This is a genomic window from Luteitalea sp. TBR-22 (assembly GCF_016865485.1).
In the GTDB taxonomy this organism is placed as follows: Bacteria; Acidobacteriota; Vicinamibacteria; order Vicinamibacterales; family Vicinamibacteraceae; genus Luteitalea.
In genome coordinates this window covers 383,753-401,786 of sequence record NZ_AP024452.1, presented here as the reverse complement: position 1 = coordinate 401,786, position 18,034 = coordinate 383,753, and the positions used below count along the sequence as shown (strand labels likewise).

Sequence of the window (18,034 nt, the reverse complement as noted above, 5' to 3'; positions counted from 1 at the left end):
CAGCGAAGATGCGAAAGATCGCGGAGTTGCCATAATCTGCCGTCATGAAGGGCACGACATCCGCGGTCGTCGAGGCCAGCGGCCATCTCATCGACTCGGGCTTGCTGAACACCATCTTCGATGCCGTCATCGCCCACGAGGGCGCCTTCGAGGTCCAGCGCTTCGAGATCGGCCGGACCAACAACGACTTCTCCGAGCTGGTGCTCCGCGTGTCGGCCGGGACGCCGGACGGCCTGGACCGGATCCTCGAGGCGCTCCTGCCCCTCGGCTGCGCGCCGGTCGACCAGGTCGACGCGCTGATTCGCGTCGCCGACATGGACGGGGCGGTGCCCGAGGACTTCTACTCGACCACCAACCACCGCACGGCCGTCCGCGTCGACGGCCGCTGGCTCGAGGTCGCCAGCCAGCGGATGGACGCCATCGTCGTGGTGAGCCCCGATGGGGCAGCCGCCGCCTGCCGCAAGCTCCGCGACGTCCGACGCGGGGATCGGGTGGTGTGCGGCACCGACGGCATCCGCATCGTGCCGGAGTTCCAGGAGCGCGATCGCCAGCACTTCGCGTTCATGGCCAACGACATCTCGTCGGAGCGCCGCGTCGAGGCGTCGGTGGCGCGCATCGCCCAGGTGATGCGCGACGTGCGGGCACGCGGCGAGCGGATCATCTTCGTCGCCGGGCCGGTGGTGGTCCACACCGGCGGCGCGCCCTACTTCTCCGAACTGATCCGCGCCGGCTGGGTGGACGGCCTGCTCGGCGGCAACGCCATCGCCGTCCACGACATCGAGTCGTGCTTCTTCGGCACCTCGCTCGGCGTCGACCTGGCGCAGGGCGTGCCCGTGCACGAGGGCCACAAGCACCACATGAAGGCCATCAACCGCGTCAACCGCGCCGGCGGGATCGTGCCGGCCGTGGAATCGGGCGTGCTCACCAGCGGCGTGATGTACGACCTGGTCACCCACCGGGTGCCCTTCGTGCTGGCCGGCAGCATCCGCGACGACGGGCCGTTGCGCGACACGGTGATGGACCTGATCGAGGCGCAGGAACGCTACGCGGCGCTGCTGGCCGGCGCCGGTCTGGTGGTGATGCTGTCGTCGATGCTCCACGCGATCGGCGTCGGCAACATGCTGCCGTCGTGGGTGAAGGTCGTGTGCGTGGACATCAACCCGGCCGTCGTCACCAAGCTGTCCGATCGCGGATCCGCGCAGACGGTGGGGGTCGTCACCGACGTCGGCCTGTTCCTCAAGCAGCTGGCGTTGCAGCTGCAGGCGTAGGCACCGACCGTCGACCTGAAGGTCGACGGCTACGGATCGGCGCGACGGATCGGCGCGTTGAAGGCGTGGGCGGCCTCACGCCTCCTCGAAGAACTCCTCGTCGGCGTAGCACCAGGCCCAGCGCTCGCCGCGCTCGAGCGAGCGGACCAGCGGATGCTGCGTCGCGTGGAAGTGCCTGGTGGCGTGCTTGTTCTTCGACGAGTCGCAGCACCCCACGTGCCCGCACACCAGGCACAACCGCAGGTGCACCCAGCGATCGCCGAGTTTCAGGCACTCCTCGCAGCCCTCGGTGCGGGGCGCAGGATGCGTGTCCTGGTCACGATGCCGGCACGTGATCGCCATCGGTCTCCTCCCTTGCCGCAGCCCCGGTCGGGAGCCGCACCTCGAACACCGTGTCGCCGGGCCTCGAATGCAGCAGTCGCACGCCGCCCTTGTGCCGACGCGCGATGCCGCGGACGATGTCGAGGCCCAGCCCGGTGCCCTCGCCCATCGGCTTGGTGGTGAAGAACGGCTCGAAGATCTGGCGCACCCGATCGGGCGGGATGCCCGGTCCCGAGTCACCGATCTCGACGACGACCGCGTCGCCCTCGCGGCGCGCCGCGACGCGCAGCGTGCCGCGCTCCTGCATCGCGTCGACGGCGTTGTCGATCAGGTTGGTCCACACCTGCGTGATCTCGCCGGCGTTGGCCTCGACCGGGGGGAGATCGGCCTCGTAGGCGCGCTCGATGGTGACGCCGTGCTTGAGGCGCGGCGTGAAGACGGTGAGCGTGCGCTCGAGGCTGGCCTTGATGTCGACGGTCTGCACCGGCGCCTGGTCGCGGTACGAGTACTCCTTGATCGCGCCGACCAGGTCGGCGATGCGCGTCGTCGCGCGCTCGATGTCGGTGACCAGCGCCCTGGCGCGCCAGGCCATGGTGGTACGGACCACGAGGCCGGCAATCGCCTCGCGGGGCACGCCGGCGAGGAGCTCGGTGACCTCGGCGACGCCGAGTCCCGCGTCGGCGAGCGCCGCGAGCGCGTCGCGCGGGATGTCGTGGCCCTCGGCGCGCGACCACTGCCGCAGCGCGCGCTCGTGGTCGGCACGCTCGATCGGGTCGGGATCAGCGGCCGTCGTCGAGCACAGGTGCCTGCCGATGGGTGCCTCTCCCGCGGCGGACTCCTGCAGCTCCGTCAGCAGCGTGCAGAGCTGCGCCGCGGCGCGCTGCACGGCGGCGGCGGGGTTGTTCAGCTCGTGGGCGAGGCCGGCCGAGAGCTTGCCGAGCGCCATCAGCTTCTCGCGGTGTGTCTCGCTGACGGCCTGTTCCCTGATGCGGTCGGCCATCATCCACACGAGGCGCTCGCCGACCTCGGGCAGTTCCCGCAGCAGGTCGGGGAAATGGCGCTTGTGCAGCAGGGCCGCTCGGCTGCGCTGCACCGCGCGAGCCGTGGCCCGCAGCGTCACCATGCGGGAATAGGGCAGCACGCCGCTCACGTCGCCCTCGTGCACGAAGATGAAGGGCTCCCCGGTGTCGGGACGGAGCACGTGCACCTCGCCGGCGATCATCATCGCCATCCACTCGGCGGTCTCGCCAGCGACGAAGATGTCCTGCCCGGCCTCGAAGGTGCGGTCCTCGGCCCGCTCCGCCAGCCAGGCGCGCCCGGAGTCGTCAACCGACTCGAGTATCGCCACGCGGGCGAGGGCCTCGGCGAGCGGCTGCGTGAAGGGATCGGCCATCTACTTCCCCGCGAGGTACTGGTGGACGAACTGGATGGCGACGGCGCCCTCGCCGACGCTCGACGCGACGCGCTTGACCGATCCGCACCGGACGTCGCCGGCGGCGAACACGCCCGGCACACACGTCTCGAGGAGCCACGGGTCGCGGCTCCTCGGCCATCCCTCCGGCCGCGTGCTGCCGGGAGGACGCGGGAGGTCGGGCCCCGTGTAGATGTAGCCGCGCGGGTCGCGCGCCACGACGTCGCCGAGCCAGTCGGTGTCCGGCGCGGCGCCGATCATCACGTAGAGGGAGGCTGCCTCCACCGTCCGCGCGCCCTCGCCCGACGGCGAGGCGAGGGTGAGGGAACGCAGGCGGTCGTCGCCCTCGGCGCCCACCACGCAGGTGTGCGTGAGGACCTCGATGTTGTCGCGCTGCCTGATGTTCGCAATCAGGTACTCCGACATGGTGGCCGACAGGTCGGGGCCCCTTACCAGCATCACGACCTTCCGGGCGAACTCCGCGAAGTTCAGCGCCGCCTGCCCGGCAGAGTTCGCGCCGCCCACGACGTACACGGTCTCGTCGCGACACGTGCGGGCCTCGGCCATCGAGGCGCCGTAATACACCCCGGCGCCGGTGAACCGGTCGAGGCCGTCGACGCCGGTGATCTTGCGCCACTGCACGCCCATCGCGAGCACCACGGCAGAGGCCTGCACCTCGTGCCCATCGGCCAGGCGCAGCACCTTGTACTCGTGCTCCACCCGCATCGCCGTCACGGCCTGCGGGCTGACGATCTCGACGTGGAACTTGCGCGCCTGCGCCACCGCGCGCGTGGTGAGGTCGCGCCCCGACAGGCCCGCCGGGAATCCGAGGTAGTTCTCGATCCGGGCGCTCAGGCCGGCCTGCCCGCCCGGCGCATCGCGGTCGAGCAGCAGCGTCCGCAGCCCTTCCGAGGCGCCGTAGACGCTCGAGGTGAGGCCGGCGGGGCCGGCGCCGACCACCACGAGGTCGTAGCGTTCGAGCTCGGCGCGCGTCTGCAGGTGCAGGTGGGTGGCCAGCGCCTGGACGTCCGGGCGCTCGAGGCGCAGGCCCTCCTGCGTCACGAGCAGGGGTAGCGCGGGCCACTCGTCGCCCACCAACGCGGTGAGGGCCTCACGACCTTCCGGGCTCGCCGTGTCGTGGTACCGGTACGGCGCCCGGTTGCGCGCCAGGAACTCGCGCAGCTGGTAGCACTCGCGCGACCAGCGATCGCCGAAGAGGAGCGTGCGCGCATCTTCGTGGCGTGCCTCGGCGCGCCAGGCCGCGAGGAGGTCGTCGAGCGGCGAGAACAGCTCGGTCGGGTTCCACGGCTTGGTGAGGTACAGGTCCAGGCGGGCGCGATTGACGCCACGGATCGCGACGTCGGTGTCGGCATAGGCCGTCAGCAGGACGCGCTTGGTATGCGGCGAGGCGTCGCGAACCTTCGTGAGCAGGTCCACGCCGCCCATGCCCGGCATGCGCTCGTCCGACAGCACCAGCGCGATCGGCTGCCGGCGCTGGCGCAGGCGGTCGACAAGATCGAGGGCAGCGGCGCCGGAGTCGGCGGCGAGGACCTCGTATTGCCGGTCGGCCGGGGTGTCGTCCTCGTCGTAGTGCTCGCGAAGGTCGCGCACGATCGCGCCGCGGACACCGGGGTCGTCATCCACCGCGAGCAGGACTGGATTGGGCATGGCTGCTGTCGAACTGCAGTCATGGTAGCCGGTTCGGCGTACAGGGCCGACTGGACGATCGGGCGGGGGTCGCCCGGCGCCATAGACACGACGAGCCGCCTCGAGGGGCGGCTCGTGACGCACGCGCCGGCGACGCGTGCGGCGTGATGACCGGGTACGTTAGCGGCCGGCGACGCCGAGCATGTTACGGCTGAGGTAATCCGTCATCGTGTAGAAGACGAGAATGCCGAGGAACAGGAACCCGGCGGCGGCGGTCACCTGCACCAGCTTCGGGCTGTACTTCACTTCCATGAAGATCAGCACGACGAGCAACGCCTTGGTGACGGCCACCGCCATCGCCACGGGCAGGTTGAAGTAGCCGAGGTTCACGCGCGACACCAGCACGGTGACGACGGTGAGGACCATGAGCGCCGCGAAGACGGCGAAGAGCTGCGATTTCGGAGCGACGTGGGACATTCGTTGACGCCTAACGCTTAACGCTTAACGCTTGAGGACCAGTAGCCGCCGGGTGCCCAGGGCACCGAGGCACCCGTCACGCCGAAGCCCGGAAGGGGCGAAGGCGGACCGCCCGGTTCACATCAGGTACAGCAACGGGAACAGGAAGATCCAGACGATGTCGACGAAGTGCCAGTACAGGCCGAACAGCTCGATCGGCGTGTACCACTCCGGCGTGAACCTGCCCTTCATCGCCATGACGATCAGCGGCACGAGCACGAAGCCGCCGAGGATCATGTGGGTGGCGTGCAGGCCGGTCATGCCGAAGTACAGCGAGAAGTAGATCTCGGCGCCGTTCTTCAGGTTGGCGTCGTGGAAGGCGAAGTGCTTGCCCGGCACGAGGTGGTGGGTGAACTTCTCCGAGTACTCGACGACCTTGACGCCCAGGAAGATGCTCCCGAGCACCAGCGTCGCGATCAGGAAGAACACCAGCGCCGACTTCTCGCCCGTCTTGCTGGCGCGCACCGCGAGGGCCATCGTCAGCGAGCTGCCGATCAGGACGGCCGTGTTGAACAGGCCGAGCCACACGTTGAGCTCGTGGCTGGCCTCGTGGAACGAGGCGTTGTACATCCAGCGGTACAGGATGTACGCCATGAAGAAGCCGCCGAAGAACAGCACTTCGGTGACCAGGAACATCCACATCCCGAGCGTGCTGGCGTTCTGCTGCTGCTCGAGCGTGTCGAAGTGGTGCTGCAGCGCCGGGTGATGCGCGGCGTGCGCGGACGAGTGGCTCACCTCAGTGCTCCTCGGGGGCGTAGTAGTACGCGGGCTTGGTCACGATCGGCGTGACCTCGAAGTTCGCGGTCGGCGGCGGCGAAGTCGTCTCCCACTCCAGGCCGTAGGCGCCCCACGGGTTCGGTCCGGCCGGCTGGCCCTTCAGGGCCGAGTAGGTCAGGTAGAACGCCGGGAGCAGGAAGCCGATGCCGAGGATCGACGCGCCGGCCGACGACAGGATGTTGAGCACCTGCCACGACAGCTCCTCCACCGGGTAGGCGTGGTACCGGCGCGGCATGCCGAGGTAGCCGAGCACGAACTGCGGGAAGAACGTCAGGTTGAACCCGACGAACACCAGCACCGCGGCCACCTTCGCCCATCCCTCGGAGTACAGCTTGCCGGTCATCTTCGGCCACCAGAAATGCAGGCCGCCGAGGTACGCCGTGACCGTGCCGCCGACCATCACGTAGTGGAAGTGCGCCACCACGAAGTAGGTGTCGTGGACGTGGATGTCGAGGCCGATGGCGGCCAGGAACAGGCCGGTCAGGCCGCCGATGGTGAACAGCCCGATGAAGCCGAGCGCGTAGAGCATCGGCGAGGCGAGCTCCACCGAGCCGCGGTACAGCGTCGCCGTCCAGTTGAACACCTTGATGGCCGAGGGGATGGCCACCAGGAAGCTCAGGATCGAGAACACCATGGCGGCGAGCACCGACTGGCTCGTCGTGAACATGTGGTGGCCCCACACCAGGAAGCCGACCAGCGCGATGCCGAGGCTGGCGATGGCGACCATCTTGTAGCCGAACACCGGCTTGCGCGAGAACGCCGACACCAGTTCCGAGATCACGCCCATCGCCGGCAGCACCATGATGTAGACCGCCGGGTGCGAGTAGAACCAGAACAGGTGCTGGTACAGGACCGGGTCGCCGCCCAGCGCCGGGTTGAAGAAGCCGAGGCCGAGGGTGCGCTCGAGCACGACCATCAACAGCGTCACGGCGACCACCGGCGTGCCGAGGATCATGATCAGGCTGGCGGCGTAGTGCGACCAGATGAACAGCGGCAGGCGGTCCCACGTCATGCCCGGCGCGCGCATCGTGTGGATGGTGACGATGAAGTTGATGCCGGTGAAGATCGACGAGAAGCCCGCGATGAACGCCCCGAGGCCGGTCAGCACGACGTGGGTGTTCGAGGCCGCCGTCGAGTACGGCGTGTAGAACGTCCAGCCCGTGTCGACGCCGCCCGAGACGAGCGCCGCGACACCGAACAGGCCACCGGCCATGTAGACGTACCAGCTGGCGAGGTTCAGTCGGGGGAACGCCAGGTCCTTGGCGCCGATCATGATGGGCACCAGGAAGTTGCCCAGGATGGTCGGCACGACCGGGATCAGGAAGAAGAACACCATCACCACGCCGTGCGCGGTGAAGACCTTGTTGTACGTCTCGGCCGTGAGCAGGTCGCCGCGCGGCGTCGCCAGCTCGAGCCGGATGAGCATCGCGAAGATGCCGCCGACCAGGAAGAACGCCGACACGGCGTACAGGTACAGCAGCGCGATGCGCTTGTGGTCCTTGGTGAAGAACCACGACATGGCGCCGTGCGTCGCGTTGATGTAATGCACCTCGGGCGTGGTGGGCGCCTGGCTGGCAGACGGTGCGGGTTCGGTTCTGACGTCGTGCATGGCCGTGTCCTAGTGCGTGCCCGCGGCCGGGGCCGCCTCGTGGGTGCCAGCCGCCCCTGCAGGCGCGGCGCCCGGCTTCTCGAGCGACTTGATGTACGCGATGAGCGAGACGAGGGCGTCCTCGCTGATCTGGCCCTGATAGGTGGGCATGATCGGCTGGTAGTTGGGCACCATCTTCGCCTGCGGGTTGAGGATCGACTCGCGCAGGTACGCCTCGTCGACGTGCACGCTGCTGCCGTCGGCCAGCGCCTGCGACTTGCCGAAGACGCCGACCAGCGACGGCCCGCGCCCCTTGCCGTCCTCGCGGTGGCAGGTGACGCAGCCGAGCGTGGTGAACTCCTGCTCGCCGTTGGAGGTCAGCGTCCCGGCCGGCGCGCCCGCGGCGAGCCACTGCTGGTACGCGCGCGGCTCCATCGCGATGACCTTGCCGATCATCCCCGAGTGCTGCGTGCCGCAGTACTCGGCGCAGAACAGCTGGTACTCGCCCGGCTTGGTGGCCTCGAACCACATCGTCGTGGTCTTGCCGGGCACGGCGTCCATCTTCTGGCGGAAGGCCGGGATGTAGTAGCTGTGGATGACGTCCTCGGACGAGATCAGCAGCTTCACCGGGCGCCCGATCGGCACGTGCAGCTGGTTGATCTCGCGGTGGCCCGTCAGGTGCTGCGCCTTCCACATCCAGCGCTTGCCGATGATGTACACCTCCATCGCCTCGGCCGGCGGCTTGGCCAGCGCGAAGTAGACGTTGGTGCCCCACACGAACATCACCATGGCGATGAGCAGCGGGATCGCGGTCCAGATCACCTCGAGCGCCGTGCTGCCGTGGATGTTCGCGCCCACCTGGTCCGCCTGCTTGCGACGGTACTTGAGCGCGAGGACCACCACCAGGGCCGCCACGAGCACCGTGAAGAACAGGGTGACCGCGAGCATGAAGAAGTACAGGTTGTCGACGCGACCTGCGAGCGTCGAGCCCTGTGACGGGAAGAGAGTGAAGGTGCCGCCCATATCCTCTGACTTACGCCTTGTGTGAAGCACCCGGCGGCACGCCCACCGGGGCGCCCCCGCCGTACAGGCCGCGGCGCTCACGACGCCGCAGGACCACGAAGCCCACCACCATCGCCAGCACGAACAGCGCTCCGGCCGTCCGCACCAGCTTCATCGCCATCAGCCCGTACTTCCCCGCCGCGGGGTCGTAGTGGTAGCAGTACAGCAGCACGCTGTCGATCGGCGTGGCAATCTTCCGATCGGTCGCCTCGACGATGCCGAGCCGCAGGTCGCGCGGGGCGAAGTCGATCCCGAACAGGTACCGGGCGACCTTCCCCTCGGGCGTCAGGATCGACAGCCCGGCGGCATGCGCGTACTGGTCCGTCTTCTCGTCGTAGGTGTACGAGAACCCCACGGCGCTGGCCAGCCTGTCGATCTCGGCCTTGCGTCCCGTCAGGAAGTGCCACGCGCCGGCGGTCTGCTCGCGGTCGTAGTGCGCCAGGTACGACGCCTTCTTCTGCGCCGCCAACCCCGGGCCCTCGCCCGGGTCGATGCTCACCACCACGACGTCGAACTGGTTGCCGGCGTCGAACTGCAGGCCCTTGAGGCCCGCCGTCATGCCCGACAGCACCTGCGTGCAGAGCATCGGGCACTCGTAGTACGCCAGCACCAGCACCACCGGGCGCTTCCCGAAGTAGTCGCCCATGCGGACGGGCCGGCCCGTCTCGTCGACGAACGACAGGTCGGCCGGCACCTGCTCGCCGAGCCGCTGCGCATAGCCCACGCCCTCGAGCGCCTTCGGGCGCTGGTCGGTGGGCGTGCCTGCCTCCGACGGCACCCGTCCCTGCCCCGCCGCCGGGCACACGCCCACGGTCGCGACCACGAGGGTCGCCAGGAGCGCGTGACGGAGGCAGCGGGCAGCGGGCATGTGTGACTCCTTCGACTTCCGGATTACTGCTTCGGCGTCGCGGCCGGTGCGGCCGGCGCAGCGGCAGGGGCAGCGGCGGGTGCCGCGGCGTCGGGCGCCGGCGTCGCGCCATCAGCCGGCGCGGCGGCGACGGCCGTCGCCCCCTTCACGGCTGCCATGCCGTCGGCCACGACCAGCTCCTTGGCACGTTCGATCGGCAGCCGCACCACGCCGTTGGCCTTGTCGACCCAGCCGTACGTGGTCAGGGCCTGGTGCTGCGCCTTCTTGATGTCGGCCAGCCATGCCGGCTCGTTGGTGAGCAGCTTCGGCCCGGCCGGCTGCGTGCCGGCCTGATCCATCGTGTTGGCCCGATCCATCAGCGGACGCGACCGCGCGTCGGTCCCCACGCCGCGTCCCTCGTTGATCTTCGAGATCGACGTGTCGGCGGCGGTCGCGCGACGGTCCAGCATCCGGTAGGTGCCGTACATGACGGCGGACACGACGCTGATGATGATCACGAAGCCGATGGTCAGCTTCCCGACCCCGTCGAGCGAGATGTCGGTGGTCTCGTGGTTCAGCGGCCCGGCGCCATCGTCGCCGTGCGAGCTGTGATGGTGGTGATCAGTGGCCATCTGCCAACGCCTCTGGGAGATAGGGATCGCCGACCGGCAGCAATGCGCGGCCCTTCAGCAGGTAGCAGAACGCGCCGACCCACAGGCCGAGCACGCCGAGCGTCGCGGCGATGTCCATCCAGTGCACCCCGAACGCGCCCTGCTTGACCCAGGGGGCAATCAGCCAGAACACGTCGAGGAAGCGCATCACGAGCATGAACGACGCCACGGCGACGAGCCGGCCGCGCATGCGCTTGGTCGAGCGGAACAGCAGCAGCAGCCACGGCAACACGAAGTGGCCGGCCACGATGACCAGGGTGATGCCCTGCCAGCCATTGCCGAAGCGGCGCAGGTAGTAGGGGATTTCCTCGGGCAGGTTCGCCGACCAGATGATCAGGAACTGCGAGTACGACAGGTACGCCCACAGCATGATGAAGGCGTACAGCAGCGTGCCGTAGTCGTGGAAGCGATCGGTCGAGAGCGCCTTGGCGACGTGAACGTTGTTGTGGATCAGCGACGCCACGACGATCGAGAACGCCAGGGCCGTCAGCGCCATGCCAACCAGGAACCACAGGCCGAACAGGGTCGAGAACCAGTGCGGGTCGAGCGACATCACCCAGTCCACCGACGCGAACGTCACGGTGAGGCCGAGGATGAGCACGCCGGGGCCGGCAATCTTGTTGAAGCGGTCGAGCGGGAACGACTGCGTGTCCTGCTGCGCCGACCAGCGCGCCAGCATCAGCGCCAGCCCAGACCAGATCGCGAAGTACGCGACCGCCCGGACGATGAAGCCCGACTGGTTCAGGTACGGCGCCTTGTGCCGCAGGATGGGATCGTTGGCCACCACGTCGAGGTGCGACCACTCGTAGAGGTGGTGGATGCCGAGGATGACCGGCAGGAACAGCACCGCCATCAGCGGGATCGTGCGCGCCGACGCCTCGAACGTGCGCCGGAGCGCGAGGCTCCACCGTCCGCCCGACAGGTGGTGCACCATCAGGAGCGCGAGGCTGCCGATGGGGATCCCGAGCACGAACACGTAGGCCAGCAGGTACGACTTGTAGAACTGCTCCGGGTTGCCGGCAAAGCCGACCGCCAGCGCGACGATCCCGAGCAGGCCGACGCCGAAGCCGACCTTCTGCAGCGTGTCGATCTGTGGCGGCGCCTGGAAGAGCTCCGGGTTGAGATTGGGCTCAGTCATGGGCGGCCCCTCCTCCGTGGGACGCCTCGGCCGCGTGGGCGGGCGCAGCGCCGTCGAGTTCACCGCGCTTGTCGGCCGGCACGTCCTCGATGGTCGCGTCCTGGCTCAGCTGCAGCGCGCGGATGTAGGCCGCGATGGCCCAGCGATCGGCGGGCGCCACCTGCGCGGAGTAATCCGGCATCTGGCCGAAGCCGTTGGTGATCACATCGTAGAAGTAGCCGATCGGGATGCTCATCAGCCGCTCGGTGTGGTACGACGCCGGGCGCTTGTAGCCGCGCTGCACCACCGTGCCGTTGCCGTCGCCGAGCGGCGAGTGGCAGGGGGCGCAGTAGATGTTGAAGCGCTGCTGGCCGCGGTCGAGAAGGGCCTTGTCGAGCTTCACCTCCGGCGGCAGTTCGTCGACCAGCTCGCCGTTCTCCTTGCCCGTGTAGAACACCTCGTTCTCGCGCAGGTTGCCGCGCGCGACGGTGCCCTCGGGGATGGGACGCATCGCCCGCTTGTCGGCGAAGAAGTCGCTCTCCTCGAGCGGCTCGTAGCGCGGCGTGTCGTGCATGTCCTGCCGGCAACCCGCGACGAGCGCGCCGGCCAGCAGCAGACCGCAGGCCGCGGCGACGCGAGCCGCGCGGCCGGCTCCGGTCCCGGGAGTAGGGCCGGTTCTCCGAACCGGCCGGACGGACGTCAGTACGTGACCCATGGCTACGGGGTGACCTCGTTGATCGCCTTCGGGTGCAGCCCCTCGAGGAAGGCGCGGCTGCGCGCGACGTCGAAGTGCGGATCGGTCGCCTCGAGGCACAGGAAGAAGCCCGTGCTCGAGGCCGTCTTCCGGAACGCCTCGACGTTGAACACCGGGTGATACGGCTGGGGGAACCCGCACAGCGCCAGCATGCCGAACGTCGTCGCCAGCCCGCCGAACAGGATCGTCAGTTCGTAGGTCGGGATGGAGAACGCCACCCAGCTGTTCAGGGGGCGACCGCCGATGTTGAGCGGGTACTCGATGACCGACGCCCAGTAGCACAGGCCGAAGCCGGCACAGAACCCGAAGAAACCGCCGGTGAACGTGAACTTCTGGACGCGACGGTCGTCGTGCCCGAGCGCCTCGGCCAGGCCGTGGATCGGCGCGGCGCTGTAGGCGTCCATGTGGCGGTACCCCGCCGCGTGGGCCGCCTTGGCGGCACGCACCAGCTCGGTGGCATCGGCGAACTCGGCCATCAGGCCGTACAGGGCAGGTGCCTGGACGGTCTCAGCCATGGTGCGCATCTCCCTTGGCGTGGGCCGCCGGCGTCAGCGTGCGGATCTCGAAGATCGAAATCATCGGCAGCACACGGATGAACAGGTAGAACAGCGTCAGGAACAGGCCCATCGTGCCGATGAACGTGCTCCAGTCCCAGATGGTGGGGTAGTACATGCCCCACGAGCTCGGCACGAAGTCGCGGTGCAGCGACGTCACGACGATGACGAAGCGCTCGAGCCACATGCCGACGTTGACGGCCATGCAGACGGCAAAGAGCGGCAGCAACGACGTGCGGACCTTCTTGGACCAGAGCAGCTGCGGCACGACGCCGTTACAGAAGATCAGCGCCCAGTAGTAGCCGGCGTACGGGCCCGTCATGCGGTTGGTGATCATGTAGGACTCGAACTGGTTGGCGCTGTACCAGCCGAAGAAGGCCTCCATGCAGTAGCCGTAGAACACGATCAGGCCGGTGGCCAGCGTCACCTTGGCCATGTTGTCGATGTGGCGCTCGGTGATGAAGTCGTGCAGGCCGTAGATGGCACGCATCGGGATCATCAGCGTGAGCACCATCGCGAAGCCGGCGTAGATGGCGCCGGCGACGAAGTAGGGCGGGAAGATCGTCGCGTGCCAGCCCGGGATGACCGAGACGGCGAAGTCGAAGCTCACCACCGTGTGCACCGAGAGCACCAGCGGGGTGCTGAGGCCGGCCATCAGCAGCGAGGCCATCTCGTAGCGCTGCCAGTGGATGGCCGAGCCGCGCCAGCCGAGGGCGAAGATCCCGTAGAGCTTCCTGGCAAGCGGCGCCTTGGCGCGATCACGCATCGTCGCCAGGTCGGGGATGAGGCCGAGGTACCAGAAGACGATCGAGATGGTCGCGTACGTCGAGACCGCGAAGACGTCCCAGATGAGCGGGCTGCGGAAGTTCGGCCACAGGCCCATCGTGTTCGGGTACGGCAGCAGCCAGTACGCCGCCAGCCACGGACGGCCGGTGTGGAAGATCGGGAAGATGGCCGCGCAGGCCACCGCGAACACCGTCATGGCCTCGGCCGCGCGGTTGATCGAGGTACGCCAGTGCTGCCGGAAGAGCATCAGGATCGCCGAGATCAGCGTGCCGGCGTGACCGATGCCGATCCACCACACGAAGTTGATGATCGCGAAGCCCCAGCCGACCGGGTTGTTGATGCCCCAGATGCCGGTGCCCTTGAACAGCAGGTAGGCGATCGACACCAGGAGCACCTGGAGGATCGAGAACCCGATCAGGAATCCGATGAACCAGCTGAACGGGGTGCGCCCCGTGATGATGCCGCTGATCTTGTCGGTGATCGACCCGAAGTTGTGCCCTGGCGCCAGATAGCGCGCTCCCGGGACTGCTTCCTTCGCGTGGTCTAGCACGGTTGCCTCGCGTCCTGTCCTGAGTACGGCCTAGTGCGTCGCGGCGGCCGGCTTGGCCGGTTCGCCGTGTGCGTCGGTGCCCGCGGCCGGCGCGTGACCCTCCGCCGGCGCCCCGTGGCCACCGCCGTGGGCGGGGACGTTGGCCGCCTCGGGCGAGAGCACCGGGTTGGGATTGCGCACCGCGGCCAGGTACGTGGTCCGCGGCCGCGTGTTGAGGTCCTCGAGCAGGCCGTAGTTGCGCGGCTCCTTGCGGAGCTTCGCGACGCGGCTCTCGGGGTCGTTCAGGTCGCCGAAGTGGATCGCCTGCGTCGGGCAGGCGCTCTGGCACGCGGTGCGCACCTCGCCGTCCTTGATGCGCCGGTCCTCGAGCTTGGCGGTGATGCGCGCCGAGTTGATCCGCTGCACGCAGTACGTGCACTTCTCCATCACGCCGCGGCTGCGGATCGTGACCTCGGGGTTGCGCGCCATCTTCAGCGACTTGGTGTCCCAGTCGCTGTAGAGCAGGAAGTTGAACCGCCGCACCTTGTACGGGCAGTTGTTCGCGCAGTAGCGCGTGCCCACGCAGCGGTTGTAGACCATGTCGTTCAGCCCCTCCTGGTTGTGCACCGTCGCGGCGACGGGGCACACCACCTCGCAGGGCGCGTTCTCGCACTGCATGCAGGTGAGCGGCTGGTCGTGCACCGTGGGGTTGTCGAGATCGCCCTCGTAGTAGCGGTCGATGCGGATCCAGTGCATCTCGCGCCCCGTGGCGACCTGCTGCTTGCCCACGACCGGGATGTTGTTCTCCGACACGCACGCCACGACGCAGGCATTGCAGCCGTCGCAGGCGTTGAGGTCGATGATCATCCCCCACTTGTAGCCCTCGTACTGCCACTCGTTGCCATGCAGCGTGTCCTCGTACTTGGGGACATGCGTCATGTGCTGGGCGAAGGTGGGCTCGGCCTTGTACAGCGGGAGCGCGGCGGTGCGGACCACCGCCCGGTTCTCCATCGCGAAGTGCAGCTGCGTGCTGGCGACCTGGTAGGTGTCGCCGGTGCCCTCGACCCTGGCGCCGGTGGCGAACCAGGGGCTCGACGATCGACGGATCAGGTTGGCGTTGTAGCCCAGGCCGGTGCCGACGCGGCCGGCCGCCGTGCGGCCGTAGCCGAGCTGCAGGTTGACGCTGTTGTCGGGATGCCCGGCCTGCACCCACACCGGCCCGCTCACCGCGCGTCCGTTCAGCGTCACGGTGGCGACCTGCGCCTGGTACTTGGTCAGCCTCTGCGCCCCGATGCCCAGCTTCTCGGCCGTCCGCGGGCTCATCACGATCACGTTGTCCCAGGTGACCTTGTTGAGCGGCTTGGGCAGTTCCTGCAGCCACGGGTTGTTGGCAAAACGGCCGTCGTGCACGCTCGGGTCGGCGCTGAAGGTCACCTCGAGCGCGTCAGCCGCCGGCGGCGCGGGCGCGGCGGGGATGGCCGAGGGCGCGCCGATGGCCACCGGCGCGGCCGCCGTGCCGGCGACGAAGCCGTCGTGCACGGCGCGACGCCAGAACTTGTCGAAGCTCGCAAACGGCGTCCCGTCGGCCGCCATGAGCGTGCCGCCGCCGAACGCGTTCTCCCAGTAGCCGCGCACCGTCTCGAACGTCGTGGCCGCCGGGTTGTCGCCGAAGGCCGCGAGCACCTCGTAGGGACTGCGCGCCGTGTCGTACAGGGGGTTGATCAGCGGCTGCGCGATCGACACCGTGCCGTCGACGCCGCGCAGGTCGGCCCAGCTCTCGAGGTAGTGGGTCAGCGGCACGTGCCACTGGCACAGCTCCGCGGTCTCGTCCCGGTAAAGGCCGGCGTGCACGCGGATGGTCGCCTTCTTCAGCTGGTCGGCAAACCCGAGATCCACCGGCGCGTCGTACACCGGGTTGGCGTCGAGGACCAGGAGCAGGTCGACCTTGCCCGCGGCGAGGTCGCCGACGAGTTCACCGAGTTCACCGGTGCGACCCTCCACCCGTGCCGCCTGCGACGGGTAGTAGTCGACGGTGCTGCCCACGGCGCCCAGCGCCTGGTTGATGGCCGCGGCAATGACCTGCACGCCGGCCGTCTGGTGGTCGCCGGCCACGACGAGCGCCTTGGCGCCGGCCGTCTTGAGGTCCTCGGCCACCGCGTCGATCCACTTCTGCTCGACCTTCGGCGGCAGCGCACCGGCGGTCACGCCGGCGACGCCCAGCTTCGCCGCGACTGCACGGGCGATGGCCTCGACGTCGGCAGCGCGAACCGCGAGGCGGTGGTCGGCCTTGGTGCCGGTGTTGCTGGTCCGGCTCTCGACCATGTAGAGCCGGTTCATCGTCGTGGCACCGCCCTCGAGGCGGCGGCGGTCCGCGAAGGCGCGCGCGTACTTCAGCTCGGCCGCGCCGCACTCCATGAAGTCGCCGTCGAGCGAGAGGATGACGTCGGCGTTCTCGATCTTGAGGACCGGCTCGAGGCGCTGACCGAACGCTCCGGCAAGTGCACTGGCCACCGCGTCACGGCCGAGCGGCTCGTACTGGATCCACCGCGCCTCGGGGTAGATGTTCAGCACCGCCTCGATCTGCGCGGCCAGCGACGGCGAGGTGATCGTGCCGGTGAGGATCCGGAACCCCGCGCCCGCGATGGCCTGCTGGGCCGTCAGCGCGCCGGTCATCGCGGCCTGGAAATCGGCCACGGAACGAATCGCGCCCTTGTACGTCAACGACTGGGAACGATCCGGGTCGTAGAGCCCGAGCACCGACGCCTGCGCGTAGCGGCTGGTGCCGCCGCCGTACGGGTGATCAGGATTGGGCTCGACCTTGATCGGACGGCCGTGGTGGCTCACCGCGAGAATCGGCTCGGCGAAACCGTCGCGCGGCATCGCCGTCGCGAACAGCTGCGTCTTGCCGGGCACGAAGCCCTCGGGCGGCACCACGTACGGGACGATGTGCTCGGTCGGCTGGCGCGTACAGCCCGTCACGCCGGCGAGCGCCAGCGAGGCGCCCATCAGCTTGAGGAACTGTCGTCGCCCGGCCGGATCGGCCCACTCCGCGGCGTTCTCGGGGAACTCGCGCTGCAGGTACTGCTGGAACTCCGGGGTCTCGGCGACCTCGTCGAGGCTGCGCCAGAAGGTGGGACCCGAAGCCGACGCGAGCCGCGTGCGGATGGCCGACAGATCGATATCACTCATGATTCGCAACGGAGGCTGACGGCCACGGGCCGGCAGCGGGCAGACGACCACGCGCGACGACCGGCACCGGCCACCGCGCACGCCCCACGGGTGGTCCTCACCGGTGGCACGTCGAACAGGTCGTCAGACTCTGAATCTTGTATTCCTGCACCAGCTTGCGGCCGATTTCGAGCTGATCGCCCTCGGGCTCGTACCCCATCGTGAACACCGCTTCACGCGGGCGCACGAACTTCTCGGGGTTCCGATGGCACTCCAGGCACCATTCCATCTGCAGCGAGCTCTTCTGCTGGATGCCCGGCATCTGATCGATGCGGCCATGGCAGGTCTCGCAGCCCATGCCCTTCTTCACATGGATGGAGTGGTTGAAGTAGACGAAGTCGGGCAGGTCGTGCACCCGCGTCCAGACCAGCGACTGCCCCGTCTTCCAGCTCGACCGCACCGGTTCCAGGTACGGGCTCTGCGCCCAGATCTGGCTGTGGCAGTTCATGCAGGTCTTGGTGGGCGGGATGTTGGCCGATGCCGCCACCTCGACCGACGTGTGGCAGTACCGGCAGTCGATGCCCATGCCCCCCGCGTGGTGCAGGTGACTGAACTGGACCGGCTGGTCGACGTTCGAGTTGGCGCCGGTCACGAAGTCGGACCGCATCGACATCCCCACGATGGAGGCCACCAGGCCCCCGAAGAGGAGCACCCCGACGAGGGTGAAGCGAGCGATCGCGTTGGCGCTGCGCGGAAAGATCTGGCTCATGGTTCGGAAGCGGCACACCTCGCGCCGGACGCGCAAGGCGGCGCGTATTCTGTCACAGAATCTGCGCAACAGGCGCAAATTGCGCCCGTTGTGACCGGTTTTCCCGGGACACTCGGGTCCACCGAGCCTCTCGACTGCCTTTGGATAGTCCTAGCGACACCTCGACCGCGAGACCAGAGGCCTCCCGGACGAGTCGTGGCCGGCCGCCAACCAGCCACGGCCCGATAATGTGAAAACTTTCACAAGCTG

The 18,034-nt window shown here is 68.6% G+C and carries 16 protein-coding genes; 1 reads left to right on the top strand and 15 read right to left on the bottom strand.

Annotated features, from left to right (window positions below):
* Positions 1-44: 44 nt before the first annotated feature.
* The gene (locus TBR22_RS01720; RefSeq protein WP_239491224.1) at positions 45-1,268 is read left to right on the top strand and encodes a TIGR00300 family protein; all 1,224 of its coding nucleotides are present in this window, start codon (positions 45-47) and stop codon (positions 1,266-1,268) included.
* A gap of 75 nt (positions 1,269-1,343) precedes the next feature.
* Here the strand turns inward: TBR22_RS01720 and TBR22_RS01715 are convergent, their stop codons facing one another.
* The 15 genes from TBR22_RS01715 to TBR22_RS01645 all read right to left on the bottom strand — a co-directional run bounded on the left by TBR22_RS01715 (position 1,344) and on the right by TBR22_RS01645 (position 17,785).
* Positions 1,344-1,610, bottom strand: a complete 267-nt coding sequence (locus tag TBR22_RS01715) for a ubiquitin carboxyl-terminal hydrolase 14 (protein WP_239491223.1) — start codon at positions 1,608-1,610, stop codon at positions 1,344-1,346.
* On the bottom strand, positions 1,585-2,982 hold the full coding sequence (locus tag TBR22_RS01710; protein WP_239491222.1) for a sensor histidine kinase: 1,398 nt from the start codon (positions 2,980-2,982) through the stop codon (positions 1,585-1,587). The genes TBR22_RS01715 and TBR22_RS01710 overlap by 26 nt, the downstream gene beginning before the upstream one ends.
* Entirely contained in the window at positions 2,983-4,668 is a 1,686-nt protein-coding gene (locus TBR22_RS01705; RefSeq protein ID WP_239491221.1) for an FAD-dependent oxidoreductase, read from the bottom strand. It abuts the gene before it with no gap.
* A 159-nt stretch (positions 4,669-4,827) separates the two neighbouring features.
* Positions 4,828-5,124, bottom strand: a complete 297-nt coding sequence (locus TBR22_RS01700; protein WP_239491220.1) for a cytochrome C oxidase subunit IV family protein — start codon at positions 5,122-5,124, stop codon at positions 4,828-4,830.
* A 117-nt stretch (positions 5,125-5,241) separates the two neighbouring features.
* Entirely contained in the window at positions 5,242-5,898 is a 657-nt protein-coding gene (locus TBR22_RS01695; protein WP_239491219.1) for a cytochrome c oxidase subunit 3, read from the bottom strand.
* Between the two features lies 1 nt (position 5,899).
* Entirely contained in the window at positions 5,900-7,549 is a 1,650-nt protein-coding gene (gene ctaD / locus TBR22_RS01690) for a cytochrome c oxidase subunit I (RefSeq protein WP_239491218.1), read from the bottom strand.
* A gap of 9 nt (positions 7,550-7,558) precedes the next feature.
* On the bottom strand, positions 7,559-8,551 hold the full coding sequence (gene coxB / locus TBR22_RS01685) for a cytochrome c oxidase subunit II (RefSeq protein ID WP_239491217.1): 993 nt from the start codon (positions 8,549-8,551) through the stop codon (positions 7,559-7,561).
* Between the two features lie 10 nt (positions 8,552-8,561).
* Positions 8,562-9,458 (bottom strand): SCO family protein, encoded by an 897-nt coding sequence (locus tag TBR22_RS01680; RefSeq protein WP_239491216.1) that lies wholly within the window; start codon positions 9,456-9,458, stop codon positions 8,562-8,564.
* 23 nt (positions 9,459-9,481) lie between these two features.
* On the bottom strand, positions 9,482-10,069 hold the full coding sequence (locus tag TBR22_RS01675) for a hypothetical protein (protein ID WP_239491215.1): 588 nt from the start codon (positions 10,067-10,069) through the stop codon (positions 9,482-9,484).
* The gene (locus TBR22_RS01670) at positions 10,059-11,246 is read right to left on the bottom strand and encodes a hypothetical protein (RefSeq protein ID WP_239491214.1); all 1,188 of its coding nucleotides are present in this window, start codon (positions 11,244-11,246) and stop codon (positions 10,059-10,061) included. Before TBR22_RS01670 ends, TBR22_RS01675 begins: the two co-directional genes overlap by 11 nt.
* A complete protein-coding gene (locus tag TBR22_RS01665) occupies positions 11,239-11,799 on the bottom strand; it encodes a cytochrome c (protein WP_239491213.1) in 561 nt (186 codons plus the stop codon). The genes TBR22_RS01670 and TBR22_RS01665 overlap by 8 nt, the downstream gene beginning before the upstream one ends.
* Positions 11,800-11,942: 143 nt before the next feature.
* Positions 11,943-12,494 carry a DUF3341 domain-containing protein gene (locus tag TBR22_RS01660; RefSeq protein ID WP_239491212.1) on the bottom strand — a complete coding sequence of 184 codons (552 nt, stop codon included), beginning with the start codon at positions 12,492-12,494 and terminating at the stop codon, positions 11,943-11,945.
* The gene (gene nrfD, locus TBR22_RS01655; protein ID WP_239491211.1) at positions 12,487-13,869 is read right to left on the bottom strand and encodes an NrfD/PsrC family molybdoenzyme membrane anchor subunit; all 1,383 of its coding nucleotides are present in this window, start codon (positions 13,867-13,869) and stop codon (positions 12,487-12,489) included. The genes TBR22_RS01660 and nrfD overlap by 8 nt, the downstream gene beginning before the upstream one ends.
* Positions 13,870-13,899: 30 nt before the next feature.
* Positions 13,900-17,037: a TAT-variant-translocated molybdopterin oxidoreductase gene (locus tag TBR22_RS01650; protein WP_239491210.1), complete on the bottom strand. Its 3,138-nt coding sequence runs from the start codon at positions 17,035-17,037 to the stop codon at positions 13,900-13,902.
* Between the two features lie 97 nt (positions 17,038-17,134).
* Positions 17,135-17,785 carry a cytochrome c3 family protein gene (locus TBR22_RS01645; RefSeq protein WP_239491209.1) on the bottom strand — a complete coding sequence of 217 codons (651 nt, stop codon included), beginning with the start codon at positions 17,783-17,785 and terminating at the stop codon, positions 17,135-17,137.
* Between the last annotated feature and the right edge of the window lie 249 nt (positions 17,786-18,034).

Excerpts from the sequence above, each read along its gene's own strand:
- TBR22_RS01665 (WP_239491213.1), bottom strand. The coding sequence starts at position 11,799 with ATGCACGACACGCCGCGCTACGAGCCGCTCGAGGAGAGCGACTTCTTC.
- TBR22_RS01700 (WP_239491220.1), bottom strand. The coding sequence starts at position 5,124 with ATGTCCCACGTCGCTCCGAAATCGCAGCTCTTCGCCGTCTTCGCGGCG.
- TBR22_RS01705 (WP_239491221.1), bottom strand. The coding sequence starts at position 4,668 with ATGCCCAATCCAGTCCTGCTCGCGGTGGATGACGACCCCGGTGTCCGC.
- TBR22_RS01670 (WP_239491214.1), bottom strand. The coding sequence starts at position 11,246 with ATGACTGAGCCCAATCTCAACCCGGAGCTCTTCCAGGCGCCGCCACAG.
- TBR22_RS01660 (WP_239491212.1), bottom strand. The coding sequence starts at position 12,494 with ATGGCTGAGACCGTCCAGGCACCTGCCCTGTACGGCCTGATGGCCGAG.
- TBR22_RS01710 (WP_239491222.1), bottom strand. The coding sequence starts at position 2,982 with ATGGCCGATCCCTTCACGCAGCCGCTCGCCGAGGCCCTCGCCCGCGTG.
- TBR22_RS01675 (WP_239491215.1), bottom strand. The coding sequence starts at position 10,069 with ATGGCCACTGATCACCACCATCACAGCTCGCACGGCGACGATGGCGCC.
- TBR22_RS01650 (WP_239491210.1), bottom strand. The coding sequence starts at position 17,037 with ATGAGTGATATCGATCTGTCGGCCATCCGCACGCGGCTCGCGTCGGCT.
- TBR22_RS01715 (WP_239491223.1), bottom strand. The coding sequence starts at position 1,610 with ATGGCGATCACGTGCCGGCATCGTGACCAGGACACGCATCCTGCGCCC.
- TBR22_RS01680 (WP_239491216.1), bottom strand. The coding sequence starts at position 9,458 with ATGCCCGCTGCCCGCTGCCTCCGTCACGCGCTCCTGGCGACCCTCGTG.
- TBR22_RS01645 (WP_239491209.1), bottom strand. The coding sequence starts at position 17,785 with ATGAGCCAGATCTTTCCGCGCAGCGCCAACGCGATCGCTCGCTTCACC.
- coxB (WP_239491217.1), bottom strand. The coding sequence starts at position 8,551 with ATGGGCGGCACCTTCACTCTCTTCCCGTCACAGGGCTCGACGCTCGCA.
- ctaD (WP_239491218.1), bottom strand. The coding sequence starts at position 7,549 with ATGCACGACGTCAGAACCGAACCCGCACCGTCTGCCAGCCAGGCGCCC.
- TBR22_RS01720 (WP_239491224.1), top strand. The coding sequence starts at position 45 with ATGAAGGGCACGACATCCGCGGTCGTCGAGGCCAGCGGCCATCTCATC.